The 14,466-nt window shown below is 69.3% G+C and carries 12 protein-coding genes; 5 read left to right on the top strand and 7 right to left on the bottom strand.

The features are described 5' to 3' along the window. Positions 1-3 precede the first annotated feature (3 nt). Together AC07DO_RS31160 and AC07DO_RS31155 are read right to left on the bottom strand one after the other, a co-directional pair. A complete protein-coding gene (locus AC07DO_RS31160) occupies positions 4-783 on the bottom strand; it encodes a hypothetical protein (RefSeq protein ID WP_479064259.1) in 780 nt (259 codons plus the stop codon). After that, positions 780-1,991 carry an FxsB family cyclophane-forming radical SAM/SPASM peptide maturase gene (locus AC07DO_RS31155; protein WP_479064257.1) on the bottom strand — a complete coding sequence of 404 codons (1,212 nt, stop codon included), beginning with the start codon at positions 1,989-1,991 and terminating at the stop codon, positions 780-782. Before AC07DO_RS31155 ends, AC07DO_RS31160 begins: the two co-directional genes overlap by 4 nt. A gap of 531 nt (positions 1,992-2,522) precedes the next feature. On the opposite strand from AC07DO_RS31155, the gene AC07DO_RS31150 reads away from it, so the two are divergent. The 3 genes from AC07DO_RS31150 to AC07DO_RS31140 all read left to right on the top strand — a co-directional run bounded on the left by AC07DO_RS31150 (position 2,523) and on the right by AC07DO_RS31140 (position 5,868). Next, on the top strand, positions 2,523-3,611 hold the full coding sequence (locus AC07DO_RS31150; RefSeq protein WP_479064255.1) for a TIR domain-containing protein: 1,089 nt from the start codon (positions 2,523-2,525) through the stop codon (positions 3,609-3,611). Further along, the gene (locus AC07DO_RS31145; protein ID WP_479064253.1) at positions 3,608-5,314 is read left to right on the top strand and encodes a hypothetical protein; all 1,707 of its coding nucleotides are present in this window, start codon (positions 3,608-3,610) and stop codon (positions 5,312-5,314) included. The genes AC07DO_RS31150 and AC07DO_RS31145 overlap by 4 nt, the downstream gene beginning before the upstream one ends. Before the next feature lie 89 nt (positions 5,315-5,403). Beyond that, the gene (locus AC07DO_RS31140; protein WP_479064251.1) at positions 5,404-5,868 is read left to right on the top strand and encodes an HIT family protein; all 465 of its coding nucleotides are present in this window, start codon (positions 5,404-5,406) and stop codon (positions 5,866-5,868) included. Here AC07DO_RS31140 and AC07DO_RS31135 read toward each other — a convergent pair. From AC07DO_RS31135 to AC07DO_RS31120, 4 genes are all read right to left on the bottom strand, one after another. Beyond that, the gene (locus tag AC07DO_RS31135) at positions 5,854-6,270 is read right to left on the bottom strand and encodes a hypothetical protein (protein ID WP_479064249.1); all 417 of its coding nucleotides are present in this window, start codon (positions 6,268-6,270) and stop codon (positions 5,854-5,856) included. The genes AC07DO_RS31140 and AC07DO_RS31135 overlap by 15 nt on opposite strands. 86 nt (positions 6,271-6,356) lie before the next feature. Next, the gene (locus tag AC07DO_RS31130) at positions 6,357-7,220 is read right to left on the bottom strand and encodes a carbohydrate ABC transporter permease (protein WP_479064247.1); all 864 of its coding nucleotides are present in this window, start codon (positions 7,218-7,220) and stop codon (positions 6,357-6,359) included. Beyond that, on the bottom strand, positions 7,217-8,185 hold the full coding sequence (locus AC07DO_RS31125) for a carbohydrate ABC transporter permease (protein WP_479064245.1): 969 nt from the start codon (positions 8,183-8,185) through the stop codon (positions 7,217-7,219). The genes AC07DO_RS31130 and AC07DO_RS31125 overlap by 4 nt, the downstream gene beginning before the upstream one ends. A 92-nt stretch (positions 8,186-8,277) precedes the next feature. Next, positions 8,278-9,597, bottom strand: a complete 1,320-nt coding sequence (locus AC07DO_RS31120; protein WP_479064243.1) for an ABC transporter substrate-binding protein — start codon at positions 9,595-9,597, stop codon at positions 8,278-8,280. Positions 9,598-9,865: 268 nt separating this feature from the next. Here AC07DO_RS31120 and AC07DO_RS31115 point away from each other — a divergent pair, with 268 nt between their 5' ends. Further along, the gene (locus AC07DO_RS31115) at positions 9,866-12,277 is read left to right on the top strand and encodes a glycoside hydrolase family 2 protein (RefSeq protein WP_479064241.1); all 2,412 of its coding nucleotides are present in this window, start codon (positions 9,866-9,868) and stop codon (positions 12,275-12,277) included. Continuing rightward, the gene (locus AC07DO_RS31110) at positions 12,274-13,311 is read left to right on the top strand and encodes a LacI family DNA-binding transcriptional regulator (protein WP_479064239.1); all 1,038 of its coding nucleotides are present in this window, start codon (positions 12,274-12,276) and stop codon (positions 13,309-13,311) included. Before AC07DO_RS31115 ends, AC07DO_RS31110 begins: the two co-directional genes overlap by 4 nt. Before the next feature lie 36 nt (positions 13,312-13,347). Here AC07DO_RS31110 and AC07DO_RS31105 read toward each other — a convergent pair whose 3' ends face one another. Next, a complete protein-coding gene (locus tag AC07DO_RS31105; protein ID WP_479064237.1) occupies positions 13,348-14,367 on the bottom strand; it encodes a LacI family DNA-binding transcriptional regulator in 1,020 nt (339 codons plus the stop codon). Positions 14,368-14,466 lie beyond the last annotated feature (99 nt).

Raw genomic sequence — 14,466 nt, 5'->3', positions numbered from 1 at the left:
GCGTCAGCTGTGAGGCCCCCGGAGGATGGGCCGCTCGTCGCTCTCCGGAGTGGAGAACCAGGAACGGTGAGGGGCTGCCTCCCACCATGCCTCGGCAGGGCGGGACGGTGGTACGGCGTGCGTTGGCTGCCACGGTACCCGCACCGGAGCGAACTGCCTATCTAGGAATTTCCTGGCCCCAAGAGGAATTCTCGGCATTCCCGAAACACCTGGGGAAACAGTGAAGTACAGGTCTTCAGGCGTCATGACGGGAGGCGAGTGACGGGCTCCGGTGACGATTCGTTCGACCACCGCCCGCAGAACCTTCAGATAGCCGCCGCGGGCCTGTGGTGCCCCTACGAGTCCTCCGAGGCCGGATCGCGTGTAGTCGCCGACCGGCACGGCCAGGGTGTCGGGCTCCTTGCGGGGCGGCAGCCCTTTGGTGTTCCACGGCACGAGCACCAGGGCGGGCGACCGCTCGCCGGTCTGGTGCTGGCCCCAGAGCAGCCGTCGCCGGAACACCTCCAGGTCGCGAACGGTGCGTGGCTCGTTGTAGTAGCGCTCGGTGAGCAGGACGAGCAGCGTGCGGCAGCGCATCGCGGGCGTCCAGTCCGGGCCTTCCGCCGTCGCGTGGCCGCGGCAGGGTTCCGAGAGGACGCCCGAGTGGCCTGGGCCCGGGCCCAGGCGGCGGTGCATCTCGGTCTGGACGTCGGTGTGGAACTCCCGCAGCCACGGATCCGACGGCACCGGGAGGGCGTGGCTTATGTAGTAGTAGGGAGCGTCTGGACTGCGGTGCGCGGTCATGCGCTCCACCCCTCTCGGTCAAGGTGCGCGCGCAACGTGCCGACGCCGTGCGTGAGCCGCTCCCGTACGTGGTCGATGAGGAACCTGAGGTCGGCACAGAAGCACGACGGGTTGTCGAAGCCGTTGTCGGGGCGGTGGCGGTGGGCGCGCAGTCCGCCGCCGCAGATGTCGACGACCGGACAGGACCGGCACTGCGCGCAGAGTCCGGTCAGACCGGCGCGCTCGGCGGCGAAACCCGGGTCGGCGGCCGCACGGTCGAAGTCGTGGGCGCCGATGTGGAGTACGGAGCGGGCGGCCCGCGCGCTCACCGTCTTGAGGATGTCGTTGTACTCGATGAGCCCGGACGGCTGGATCACCACGACGTCCGAGCCGTAGGGGCCCCACATCTCACTGGTGCTCGTGCCGCCCAGGTGCAGGTCGAGCAGCGAGTCGAAGAGCCGCAGCGAGGTCTCCCGCCGCGGGGCGTCGAACCAGCGGTCGAAGACGGCGGCCAGCCAGCGGCCGTAGGCCGCCTCGTCCGCGCCCGGGGGCCGGGGCGGCGGGAACTGCCAGGTGGCGTGCGGGAGCAGCAGGTCGACGGTGGGCGGCTCGTGCTCGAGTAGTGCCTCGTACGTCTCCACGGGGTCGGCGTCGATGTCCACGACGCACAGCAGTCCGCCGTACAGCTGCCGGTAGCGCGGGGTGCGCAGCAGGGACAGTGCGCGGGCCACCTCGGTGTACGTTCCCCGGCCCGCGCGGTCGGGGCGCCTTCGGTCGTGCGAGCGGGCGGTGCCGTCGACGCTGACGCCGACCGTGACGTCGTACCGGCGGAAGATCTCCAGGAAGGTCCGGTCGACACGGGAGGCGTTCGTCTGGACGAGCAGTTCGACCCGGGTGGCGAGGTCCGCGCAGTCGGCGCGCAGGCGGCGGGCGAAGCGCTCCAGGATCGCGGGCCCGGCCAGCAGGGGTTCCCCTCCGTGCAGGACGACCTGGGCCCGTTCCGGGGTGTGCCTGCGCAGGTGTTCGGTGATCCTGCCGGAGAGCCGTCTCATCACGGCGGGGCCCATGACCAGGGGCTGCTCGGTCCAGCCTCGGTCCCGGTGCTCGTAGATGTAGCAGTCGGGGCAGCCGAAGTTGCAGCGGCTGTAGAGCTTCACCACGAACTGCGTGAACGTCGCCGCCGGTTCGTCGGGGGGCGATGTGGCGCGGGGTGCGGTGTCACACCGCACTTTCCCACCTCGGCCGCTCGGGGCCGGCGGCTCGGCCGGCGTTGCGCAGCAGAGCCTCGACGAGGGCACTGCGGGGAAGTCTGCTCAGGGTGAGGGCGTCGGGCGGGCCGTGCGGTGCGTTGTCCGCGGATAACGCGCCGCCCTGTGCCGTGTGCTGTGCCGCGTCATGTGCCATAACGCAGGCTCCCCCCGACTGCTCGACTCCGCGACGAGCGGAGGCCGTCCAACATGCCACGGTCGAACGAAAGTGCTTCTGAAGGGAATCGAGCGACTGCTGCTACAGTCCGGGACTCGTGCATCCTCGGACCGGTCGTCCCCCCGCTCGCGAATGCGTCGGTGCGCTCACCGAGCGCTCCCCCCAGATGCCTGTGAGTATATCGGCCGGGGCCAAGTAAGCCTATCCTCTGGGGTATTGAGGGAGTATGAACCGGCCTCGGAGGAGCCGCCGCTGACCGACCGGCCATCCGTTCTCACCGAGTCTGCGCGAATGTCCATCACGCCGGACCGTTGGCGGAAGTTTGTGAGGGGCGCGTGGATCCAGCCGCTTTCTTCTATACGAGTTGTGTACGCGCCGATGGCTGGCGTGCGCTGACGCGCTTCCACGCCGATCTGGAGTACCAGCTGCGGATCCAGGAGGGGTTCGGCGTCAGCGGCGTACTCGGCGCGGCGGCGGGTCCCGATTTGGTCCGGGAGTCCGCCGTGACCAGGGCCGGAGTCATGATCGTGCTGTACTCCCCGCGGTACTTCACCGACCGCGGCGCGGGCCTCGAATGGGCGGTCTTCGACGCCCGTATGCGCCACCACGAAGGCATCCGGGGCGTCCCGGCGCGCGGCTGCCTGATCCCCCTGTGCTGGAAGCCCGTCGCCGACGATCAGGTTCCGGAGGGCGTACGCACATCGGTGGAGGGCCCCGGACCCTTCGACTGGCTGCGGCGGTACGGACTGGGGTCCCTGGCGGCCCCTACCCATGCGGAGAACGAAGTACGGTATTACGCGCTCCTCGAACAATTGGCCAAAACCATTGCCGAGGCGGGGCGTACGGAACTGGAACGACTGGACCCTGCCGACGCCCAGGAGCTGGACCCGGCGTTCGGCAGCGAGAGCGCCGCGCAGGCCGGACAGCCTGCTGACGCCGAGGTGCGGAACTGGGCGCGCTGGCCCGAGATGCTTGACGCCGGGGCGCTGCAGCGGCGTGTGCCGGGCTCGGTCGCCATCAGTTACGTCGGCGCCGACCAGCCCTGGGCCGACTGGATGTCGGAGGTGCTCGGCCAGCGGGGCCACGACGTCGTGCAGCGCCGCTGGCGTGCCGGCCGGGAGAGTCTCCAGGACGCTGTCGCCCAGGCGCGGGCCGCCGCCGAGCGCATGCTCGTCATCTTCTCGCGCAACTACTTCGCGGCCGGGAACACGAGCCCCACCGAGTGGGCGGACACGTTCGTCAACTCCCCCAACCGGCCTTCCCAGGCCGTCCTGGTGCAGATCGACAAGGCGCCGCGGCCGGTGCTCGTCCGTGATGCGAACGTCGTCGTCCTGGCCGGCGCGGACCCCGCGGAGGCCGAGCACCTGATCGAGCAGGTGCTCCCCGAGACCCAGCAGTCGGCGGATCGCGGGAGCGGCCGGTGAGCCCGTCGCGGCGTCCGCCCCGGGAGCTGCCGCAGATCAACAACCTCCCGCCGCTGCCGGCACCGTTCGTCGGCAGGGACGAGGAGATCGCGGACGCGCACCGGCTGCTCATGGACCAACGCGCCGTGCTGGTGCACGACCCTGAGGACCGCCCGCACGGGTACGGCACCTCACAGCTCGCCATCTCCTACGCGCATCTCTTCACCCAGCACTATGAACTGATGTGGGTCTTCGACTGCGCACGGGAACCGGACCCGGCCCGGCTCGCGGAGCGTGTCGCGGAGGAGACGGAGCGGCTGCGCGAGCGGTTCGAGCGGGACCTGGGGCTGCCGCTGGACGGTCCCACGGCGGCCGACTGGCTCTACGTCTTCGACAACGCGGCGGACCCGGACGGCGTGCGGCAGCACTTCCCGGAGGGCAACGCGCGCATTCTGGTCACGTCGCGCGGGACCGGCGCGTGGAAGCCGGACACCCGGTTGCCCGTGGGCCCGTTGGCCCGTGCCGACGTGGTCCGGCTCCTCATGGAGAACATGGGTCTCGACAAGCGGCAGGCCGCACGGCTCGCGGACACCTTCGACGGGCATCCGCACCAGATCGTGCGCGCCGGCGAAGCCGTCCTGTCCGGCAAGGTCACCGTGGAACAGGTGGCCACCGTCACGGAGATAGCCCGTATGGCTCCCCCGCCGCCCGAGCGCCTCGAACCATCGCCCTCGCTCCCCGCACCGCACCGGGCCGACGCGCTGGACAAGGCGCGCACGAGTCTGCGGTCCAGCCTGTTGCGTTCGACGGTGTGCGAGAACACCGGCAGTTACCTGCGCTGGATGGTGGCCCTGCGGTCGCGGCCGACGGCGACCGTGCTGCCCGAAGCGGCGTCCGTGGGTGTGGAGCTCCTGTCCATGGCGGAGCGCGTCGATCTCCTGCTCGACACCGTGTTCGAACAGGAGGATCCCGGGCTCGTGCGGGCACTGGCCGACACGGTCGCGGAGGCGACGGCGGCTGCGAGGACCGGCCGTCAGATGGCCGACAGCGTACGAGGGATCGCCGAGGAGCTGACGGAGCGCTGGCAGGGTACCCGGGAGGCGTCGCCGACGGAGCCGGCCGAGGCGCCCTCCTGTTTCTTCTTCACCAGCTGGCACAACCGGGACGTCGACTTCGACGAGGCGCTCAGGTTCCACAACCTGCTGGAGAAGCGGGTGACGGCGAAGCTCGGGGGGCGGGTGACGAAGTCCGGCTTCTTCGACAAGCTGATGCAGCACGGGGCGACGTGGGAGCCCAAGATGATCGAGGCGATCCGCACCACGCGGCTCATGGTCCCCCTGATCACGGAGGGGTACTTCCAGCGGGACTGGTGCCGGCGCGAGTGGGCCGTCATGGTGCAGCGCATGGCGAACCTCAACGCGGCCCCCGGCCAGGAGCCCATCGCCATCCTGCCCGTGTTCTGGATCAGGCCCCTCTCGGACTGGCAGATGCCGGCCGACTTCGCTCCGTACCAGTACTCGGTGCACCTGGAGGGCAGGCCGCAGTACGAGGGTGACGTCTTCGATCTGGTGGCGGACAACAAGGAGCGGGAGCTCAACAGCTACGTGTCGACGCTCGCCCAGTCCATGGTCGCCCAGGCCAGTACGCCCCTCCCCCACCTGGACAGGGACCTGGTGAAGAAGCTTCCGCTGGCATTCCGGGATGTCGCCGGGCCGGCGACGTGACCGGCGGCGACACCGCCGGCAGCATGTTCTGACAGCCGCGCCGCCCTGCGTGTGACGGCCGCGCCGCCCCTCGTGCCTATCGTTCGCCCATGAGAGCCGAACACCACGACCCCGACTGCGTCTTCTGCGAGGTCGAAGCGGGAGCCAGACCGGCCCGTGTCGTCGCGGGAACCGCGGACACCCTGACCTTCCTCCCCCTCAACCCCGTCCACCCCGGACATGTGCTCGTCGCGCCCCGACGCCACGTCGCGGACATCTGGGACCTCGACGAGGCGACAGCGGCGGCCGTCGGTACGGCGGTGCTCAGGGCCGCGCACGCGGTCCGGGCGGTCCACCGCCCCGAGGGGCTGAACGTCATCCAGTCGTCGGGCGCGGTGGCCACCCAGTCCGTGTTCCACCTCCACGTCCACGTCGTACCGCGCTACACGGGCGACAGGATGCCGCGGCTGTGGCCCGAGGCGGCAGAGACGGACGCGGACCGCCTCGACGACTCGGTGCGGCGCCTGCGGGCGGCACTGGACGCGCCGCGCTCACGCCCCTCACAGGACGAATAGCAGCGCGAAGGCCTGAGCCAGGGCCAGGCCTCCGTAGAACCCGGCGATGGTGAAGGAGGCGGCGGCCTTCAGTACGCCCGCCTTCTCCCTGCCCGGTGCCACGTCCATGGCGAACGGTTCGATCGTGTTCGCGGCGGACGTGCTGCGCACCCGTTCGTAGAGGCGCCGGAACAGCCGCTCCTGGTAGAGGAAGTAGCCGTCCAGGGCCCAGAAGGCGAGCACCGGCACGAAACCCACGACGGCGATGGCGCTCTTGTCGTTGCCGACGGCGTAGGCGAGCAGGGCGCCCGTGACCGTCAGCGACCACCCCTTGATGAGGAAGGAGTTGTTGCCCATCCGGGTCACGATCGTCTGGATCAGCTCCAGATGCCGCATCCGCCCCTCGTCCAGCCCCTCCGACATGCGTCCCCCCGACAACTCGTCTGCCCAGGAGCTTAGTCAGTGCTCGCGGTTGGGCCAACGCCCTTCCTCTGGCGGCGCTACTCCCGCTACTTGGTGGCCCCCTGGGCGAAGCCGTTGTAGATGTAGCGCTGCAGGAACAGGAAAATGAGCAGGGTCGGCAGGATCACGAGTATCGCCCCCGCCGAGATAGCTTCCCAGTGCGCCCCGAAGGGCCCTTTGAAGCGGAACAGCGCTGTGGAGATGGTCCCCTTGTCCTCCGACGGCATGTAGAGGAAGGGGATGTAGAAGTCGTTGTACGTCGTGATGCCCTTGACGATGACGACCGTGGCGATCGCCGGCTTGAGCAGCGGGAAAATAATCTTGCGGTAGATCGTGAAGGTGTTCGCGCCGTCGAGCCGCGCCGCCTCGTCGAGTGAGGTAGGAATGCCACGGATGAATTGCAGGAAGATGTAGATCGACACGATGTCCGTGCCCATGTAGAGCAGGATCGGCGCCCATCGGCTGTCCACCAGGCCGAAGCTGTTGACCACCTGGAAGGTGGCGACCTGCGTCGTCACACCGGGGACCAGCGTGGCGACGAGGAAGAGGGCCATCACCGTCTTCTTCATCCGGAAATCGAAGCGGTCGATCGCGTACGCGGTCATGGAGCCGATGAGTACGGTGCCGGTAATGGAGAACAGCAGGATGAACGCGGTGTTCCCGAACGCCCTCAGCATCTCGCCGTCGTTGAACGCGGTGGCGTAGTTCGAGAAGTTCAGCCAGTCGTGCGGCAGGCTCAGCGCTCCGCCGTCGCTCACTTCCCGGGAGGATTTCAGGGAGGTGAGGAAGATGACGACCAGGGGGACCAGGACGACGAGCGAGGCGACGACCAGGGAAACGTACGTCAGGGCCGTGCCGATGCGGGGCCCCTTGCGGGTCGTCGGCCGGTCGGGGGTGGTGAGCGTGGTCATACGAGGTCCACCTTGTCGTCGGGCACGAGGCGTCGCTGGATCCAGGTGATCACCAGGATGATCAGGAGCAGCACGACGGCGCAGGCCGAGGCCAGGCCCGTCTTGTTGAACTGGAAGGCGAGCTTGACCGTCTGGATGACGAAGGTCGAGGTGCCGGTCGCCCCGCCGGTCATGATGTACGGGATCTCGAAGACGGCGAGCGAGCCGGAGATCGCCAGGATGACGCTGAGACTGAGCACCGGCCGGATGCCCGGCGCGATGATGTGCCGGAACTGCTGCCACCGGCTCGCGCCGTCGAGTTGCGCCGCTTCGTACAGCTCTCCGGGGATCGACTGGATCGCGCCGAGGAAGAGGACGAAGTTCAGGCCGGTGAAACGCCAGACGGACACCCCGGCCAGTGAGGTGTTGGCCGACTCCGGATCACCGAGCCAGGCGTGGTCGCCGCCGACGCCGAACCACGACAGGACCGAGTCGAGCGTGCCGCCGTCCTGGAAGAAGTACAGGAAGACGAAACCGATCGCGACACCGTTGATCAGGTAGGGGAAGAAGAGGATCCCCTTGAAGAAGTTGCGGAAGCGGAGGTCGAAGCTGAGGACCGTCGCGAAGTAGAGGGCGACGACGATCTGCACGGCCGAGGCCGCCAGGTAGTAGAAGCTCACGAAGAACACCCGGAACAGCTCGGGCCGGGTGAAGAGCTGGGTGTAGTTGTCGAACCCGACGGTGTCCCGGTCGGGGCTGACGCCGTCCCAGTCCGTGAAGCTGTAATAGATCATGTTGCCCACGGGGACGTAGGTGAACGTGATCAGGAGCGCGAGCGGCGCGAGCAGGAAGAGCCACGGGGTGATCCTGCGCAGCGGATGATCGTGCCAGGACCGGACGGGCCGGGCGCCCCGGCGGGAGCGTCGGCCGACGGGGATGGCACGGCGTACGGACGTCGGCGGCGCTTTGGACGTGGTGTCGGTCATGTCGAACGGGCCTTTCGTGATCCGTGTCGAGCGTGCTGCAGGAGCGGGGCCCGGCCCCGCGGGCGGTGCGGGGCCCCGTGCTCGTGTCCGGGTCAGTTGCCTGCGGTGGCGGCCGCGTCGGCCCAGCGCTTGTCGAGGTCGTCGAAGTAGTCCTGGAGGGAGCCCTTCTGGGCGCCACGGGCGATGTCGATCAGCTTCTGCCGGTAGTCCTGCTTGGCGAGGCCGATCTCGGAGGCGTTGTCGATGGCATTGACCTGCTCGGTCTTGGCCTCGGACCGCTCGATGAGCTTGACATCGTTGTCTTGATACAGCTTGAGGACGTCGGGGAAGCCCATGGAGGAGAGCGCGGAGACCCCGCCCTCCTTGGCGGCGAAGCCGGACTTCTCGGTGAACCAGTCGATCCAGGCACGGGCGGCGCTCTTGTTGTCGGAGTGCGCGTTCACGGCCAGCTGGTAGTCGGAGAGCATCGTGGCGCAGAACTTGCCGTCCTTCTGGACCGGAACGGGCATGAACCCGATGTCGTCCGGGTCCTGGTCCGCCTTCGTGGCGGCGTCGCGTATCTGGTTCACGGCCCAGGAACCGAGCAGCATGCTGCCGATCTTCCCCTTGGCCAGGTCCGTCTTGGACGTCTCCCAGTTGGTGGTGGTGGGGTCGTTCTCCGACATCTTCCCGTGGACGATGTCGTGGAGCAGGGAGTCGAGGACGTTGAGGTCGCTGCCCTTGGCCCACGGCTTGTCAGCGGTGGCGAGGGCGTCGGACGCCTTCGCGTCGCAGCTGACCGACCCGACGCTGTTGGTCCAGGGGCTGCTCAGCGGCCAGCCGTCCTTGAAGTTGGTGTAGTAGGGCGTCGCTCCGGTCCTCGCCTTGATCTGCCTCAGATCGTCGAGGAACCGCGCGGGGGTGGTGGGCCAGTCGGTGAGGCCGGCCTTCTTCCACACCGCCTTGTTGTAGACGAGGCCGTTGACCGTGCCGAAGTTGGCGATGCCGTACGTCTTGCCGCGCACGTCGGTCTTGCCGGTGAAGCGGTAGGTCCGGGCCATGTCCTTGGTGTCACCAAGCGGCGCGAAGAACTTCGGGTAGTCGCCCTTGGCTATCACCGAGGGGATCAGCAGGACGTCACCGTAGTTCTCGGTGTTCATCCGGATCTTGACCTCCCCCTCGTAGTCGGTGATGCCCTGGAACTTCACCGTCACCTTGGGGTGGGTCTTCTTGAACTCGGCGGCGTACTTCGCCATCGTGCCGTCCTGCACCAGGTCGGTGCGGTTGGTCAGCACGGTGATGGTGCCCGATGCCTTCCCGGGGTCCGAAGGCGCGGTGGCGGCTTCCCCCGTCGAGGCCCCTCCTCCGCCACATCCCGCGACGGTCAGCATCGCGGCGGCAAGCAGTGCGGCGCTCAGCGGCTTCTTCCTCATGTGCCCAACTCCTTCCAAGGGTTACGGCTCAGGCCCAGCGGCTGACGGCACTATGTCAGCCATCCGTGAACCGGTAAAGCATTGATTTCCGGCACGATGCCCAATCGTTACGCGTAGGTCCGGCCCCGACTTCCGATAGGAGCTTCAGGCAAGGGAGTTGTGCGCAGCGATGATCGCCACCCAGGACTGGACCGGTTAACCACGTGAGGGTTAGGTTGGCGGGCATTGCGCACGACCAGGGCCTGCGCCTGTCTGATGGGAGCCGCTGATGAAAGACATCGTCCAGCTGACCAAAGGCTGGCATGTCAGCCACGAGGGGAGACTCCTCGAAGCCCGCGTCCCCGGCTGCGTCCACACGGACCTGCTGACCGCGGGCCTCATCCCCGACCCCTTCCTCGGCGCGAACGAGCACGAGGTGGAGTGGGTGGGGCGGCGAGCATGGAGCTACACGCGCCGAACGGACGAGGCCGCGCCCGGCGCGACCTCGCACGAGCGCACCGACCTGGTCTTCGAGGGCCTCGACACCGCCGCCCGTATCGTCCTGGACGGTCAGGAGTTGGGGCGGACCCGCAACATGCACCGGACCCATCGGTTCGATGTCACCGGTCTCGCCGGGGAGCTGAACGTCACGTTCGCCTCGGCGTACGACGAGGCCGCCGCCGTCAGGGAGCTGACGGGCGACCGGCCCAACGTCTATCCCGAGCCGTTCCAGTACATCCGCAAGATGGCCGCGAACTTCGGCTGGGACTGGGGGCCGACCGTCGTCACCGCGGGCATGTGGCGCCCGGTCCGGCTCGAGCACTGGTCGACGGCGCGCATCGACCGGGTGCGTCCGCTGGTGACCGTGGACGGAACGCGCGGACGGGTGGAGCTCCACGTCGATCTCGAACGCACCGCCTCCGGCACCGGCCGGCCTCTCACCGCACACGCCACGGTGGCGGGGGCCACGGCACGCGCCGAGGTCGTTGACAACGCTGTCACGCTCATACTCGACGTGCCGGACGTGGAACTGTGGTGGCCGCGCGGCTACGGCGAACAGCCTCTGTACGACGTAGACTTGACGCTCCATGACGGCGACAGGGTCCTGGACGGCTGGCGGCGGCGGATCGGCTTCCGCTCCGTCGACCTCGACCGCACGGCCGACGAGCACGGGACCGGGTTCACGTTCGTCGTCAACGGCGAGCGGATCTTCGTACGCGGTGTGAACTGGATCCCCGACGACGTGCTGCCCTCGCGCATCACGCCCGAGCGCTACCGCGCACGCCTGGAGCAGACCGCCGCGGCCAACGTCGACCTCGTACGGATCTGGGGCGGCGGCATCTATGAGGACGACGCCTTCTACGACGTCTGCGACGAGCTCGGCCTGATGGTCTGGCAGGACTTCCTCTTCGCCTGTGCCGCCTACCCGGAGGAGCAGCCGCTGCGCGGCGAGGTGGAGGCCGAGGCCCGCGACAACGTCATACGGCTCATGCCGCACCCCAGCCTCGTGCTGTGGAACGGAAACAACGAGAACCTGTGGGGGTTCCGGGACTGGGACTGGGAGAAGCCCCTCGCCGGGAACTCCTGGGGCGAGGGCTACTACCTGGGGCTGCTGCCGCGCGTGGTCGCGGAGTTGGACCCGACGCGGCACTACTCGGCAGGCAGCCCCTGGTCCGGCTCCTGGGAGCGCCACCCCAACGATCCCGACCACGGCACCTACCACTCGTGGGAGGTGTGGAACCGGCAGGACTACACCGACTACCTGGACAACGTGCCGCGCTTCGTCTCCGAATTCGGCTGGCAGGCGCCCCCGGCCCTCACCACCCTGCGCCGCGCCCTGCCCGGCGAGGACCTCGCCCCCGACTCCCCCGGCATGCTGCACCACCAGAAGGCCGAGGACGGCAACGGCAAGCTGAACCGCGGCGTCGAGCGTCATTTCGTCCTCCCTGAGGGGGACTTCGACCGCTGGCACTACCTGACCCAGGTGGTCCAGGCCCGCGCCGTCGCCACCGGCATCGAGCACTGGCGCGCCAACTGGCCGCGCTGCGCCGGAACCATCGTGTGGCAGATCAACGACTGCTGGCCCGTCAGCTCCTGGTCCGCGATCGACGGGGACGGCCGCCTCAAGCCGCTCCACCACGAACTGCGCCGCGTCTACGCCGACCGACTCCTCACCCTCCATCCGGGCCCCGACGGGCCTGAGCTCGTCCTGATCAACCAGGCGGCAGCGCCCTGGACTTGTGACGTCACGCTGCGGCTGATGCGGACCGACGGCACGCTCGCCACCCGCGTCTCGCTCGGGTTCTCCGTTCCCGCACGCGAGGTCCTCCGGCTGCCGGCACCGCCGGAGGTGCGGCCTGCGACGGGGGCCACGAAGGAGTACCTGGTGGCTGATGCCGACGAGCTGCGTGCGCTCCATCTGCCCGTCCGGGACAAGGAGTTCGACTACCCGGCACCCCGGTTCGACATCGCGGTGGAGACCGTGGGCCAGAACCGGGACACGGTCGACCTCGTGGTGAGTGCGCACACGTTCGTACGCGACCTGCTGCTCCAGCCCGACCGCCTCGCACCCCACGCGACCGCGGACCGCGGCCTGATCACGCTGCTGCCGGGCGAACGGACCCGCATTCGTGTGCACGGCGCCGAGGGTGTGGGCGCCAACGCGTTCCGAGCGGCCCTCTTCTGCGTGGAACCGGCGTGAGCGCACCTGCCCGACGCGTCACCATCAAGGACGTCGCGGCCGCCGCGGGGGTGTCCAAGGGCGCGGTGTCGATCGCGTTCAACCACAAGCCGGGCCTGGCCGAGCCCACCCGGGAGCGCATCTTCGCCGCCGCCCGTGAACTGGGCTGGGCACCCGACTCCTCGGCCAGGAACCTGTCGACGCGGCGGACCGACACGATCGGCCTCGCGCTGTGCCGCCCTGCCCGGCTGCTCGGCCTCGAACCGTTCTACATGGAGTTCATCTCCGGCGTCGAGAGTGTCCTGGCCGAACAGTCGTGCTCCCTCCTGCTGCGTCTGGTCAGCAGCCTGGACGAGGAGATCTCCCTCCAGGAGACGTGGTGGAGGGAACGGCAGATCGGCGGGTCCATCCTGGTCGACTTCCAACAGGACGATCCGCGGATCGAACCGCTCAAACAGCTCGGCATCCCGGCGGTGGCGGTCGGTCACCCCGACCTGACCGGCGGTCTCCCGTCGGTGTGGACGGACGACGCCACCGCGGTGGCGGAGGCGGTGCGCTACCTCGCCGCCCTCGGTCACCGCCGCATCGCCCGGGTCGGCGGCCCACCGGGCCTCGGGCACAGCGCCATCCGCGAACGGGCCTTCGACGACACCCTGCGGGAGCTGGGCCTCGGCCCTGGGATCCAGCTGGCGACGGAGTTCGCCGGCGAGGAAGGGGCCCGCGCCACACGCTCGTTGCTGCTGAGGCCCGAGCGGCCGACGGCCGTCGTCTACGACAACGACATCATGGCCGTGGCCGGGCTCGGCGTCGCCTCCGAGATGGGCATCGCCGTACCGGACGAGCTGTCCCTGCTGGCCTGGGACGACTCACAGTTGTGCCGTCTCACCCATCCCACGCTGTCGGCGATGAGCCACGACGTGCACGGCTTTGGCGCCGAGGTCACCCGTGAACTCTTCGCCGTCATGGCCGGCCGGGACGTCGGAGCGCGTGCGGTGCGGACCCCGTCGCTGACACCTCGCGCGTCGACCGCCTCGCCCCGCGTGCGGCGGGCGTGACCGCGGATCCCGCGCACGAACGACCTCCGGCCCACCTCAGCTCGCGCGAGGTGGGCCAGTGCTTGCCCGGGGCACGAGGTGGGCGGCGTCCACCTGGAGGTGTTCGACGGGGTTCTTGTCGATGGCGGACAGCAGGGCCCGCGCGGCGCAGGCGCCGTACTCGGGGATGTCCCGTGTCAGGGCGGTGAGTTGGGGGCGTACGGCCTGGGAGACGGGTGAGTCGTCCCACGCCACCAGGGACAGGTCGCGGGGGACCTCCAGGTTCAGCTCCTGGGTGACCGACAGGCCCGCGACCGCCATGATGTCGTTGTCGTAGACGATGGCGGTGGGACGGTCCGGGGTGATGAGCAGCCTGCGGGTGGCCTGTGCCCCGTCCTCGCCGGAGTAGTCGGTGTGCACCACGACGGGCTCGGGCAGGCCCGCTTCGCGGCAGCTCGCCTCGAACGCGGCATCGCGCACGGTGGTGTGCGCGAGCCCCGCGAGTCCCGCCACCCGGGCGATGCCGCGGTGCCCCAGCGTCGCCAGATAGGCGACTGTTTCCCGGATGCTGGCTCCGTCGTCCGACCAGACAGTGGGCACGGTCCCGGTCGCGTGCGGCGGGCCGAGGGCCACCACGGGCAGGTTCAGGGCGGCGAGTGCGGGGATCCGGGTGTCGTCGTCGTGCAGGTCCACGAGGAGCGCGCCGTCCACCCGGCCCTCGCCCCACCAGCGCCGGTAGAGCTCGATCTCGTCCTCGTGGCTGGTGACGGTCTGGAGCATGAGCGCGATGGAGCGCGGGGCGAGCTCGGACTCGATGCCGCCGATGAGTTCCATGAAGAACGGCTCGACGCTGAGGGTGCGTGCGGGCCGGCACACGGCCAGGCCCACGGCGCGGGCCCGCGCGCCGTTCAGCGCGCGGGCGGCGCTGCTGGGCCGCCAGCCGACCTCCTGCGCGATGGCCTTGATCCGCGCCCTGGTCTGTGCGGAGACGCCCGGCTGGTCGTTGAGCGCATAGGAGACCGCGACCTTGGAGACTCCCGCCTGGCGCGCGATGTCCGCGATCGTCGGCCGTTTCATGCGCCCTCCCGCTGTACCGGTTCCGTGGTGTGGGGGGGGGGGGGGGGGGGGGGGGGGGGGGGGGGGGGGGGGGATACCAAGTGAGAAAGAGGAGTCCAG

The organism is Streptomyces sp. NPDC045678 (assembly GCF_056432085.1).
Note: the sequence above shows the minus strand (reverse complement) of the source record. Positions and strands in the feature narration are given on the sequence as shown.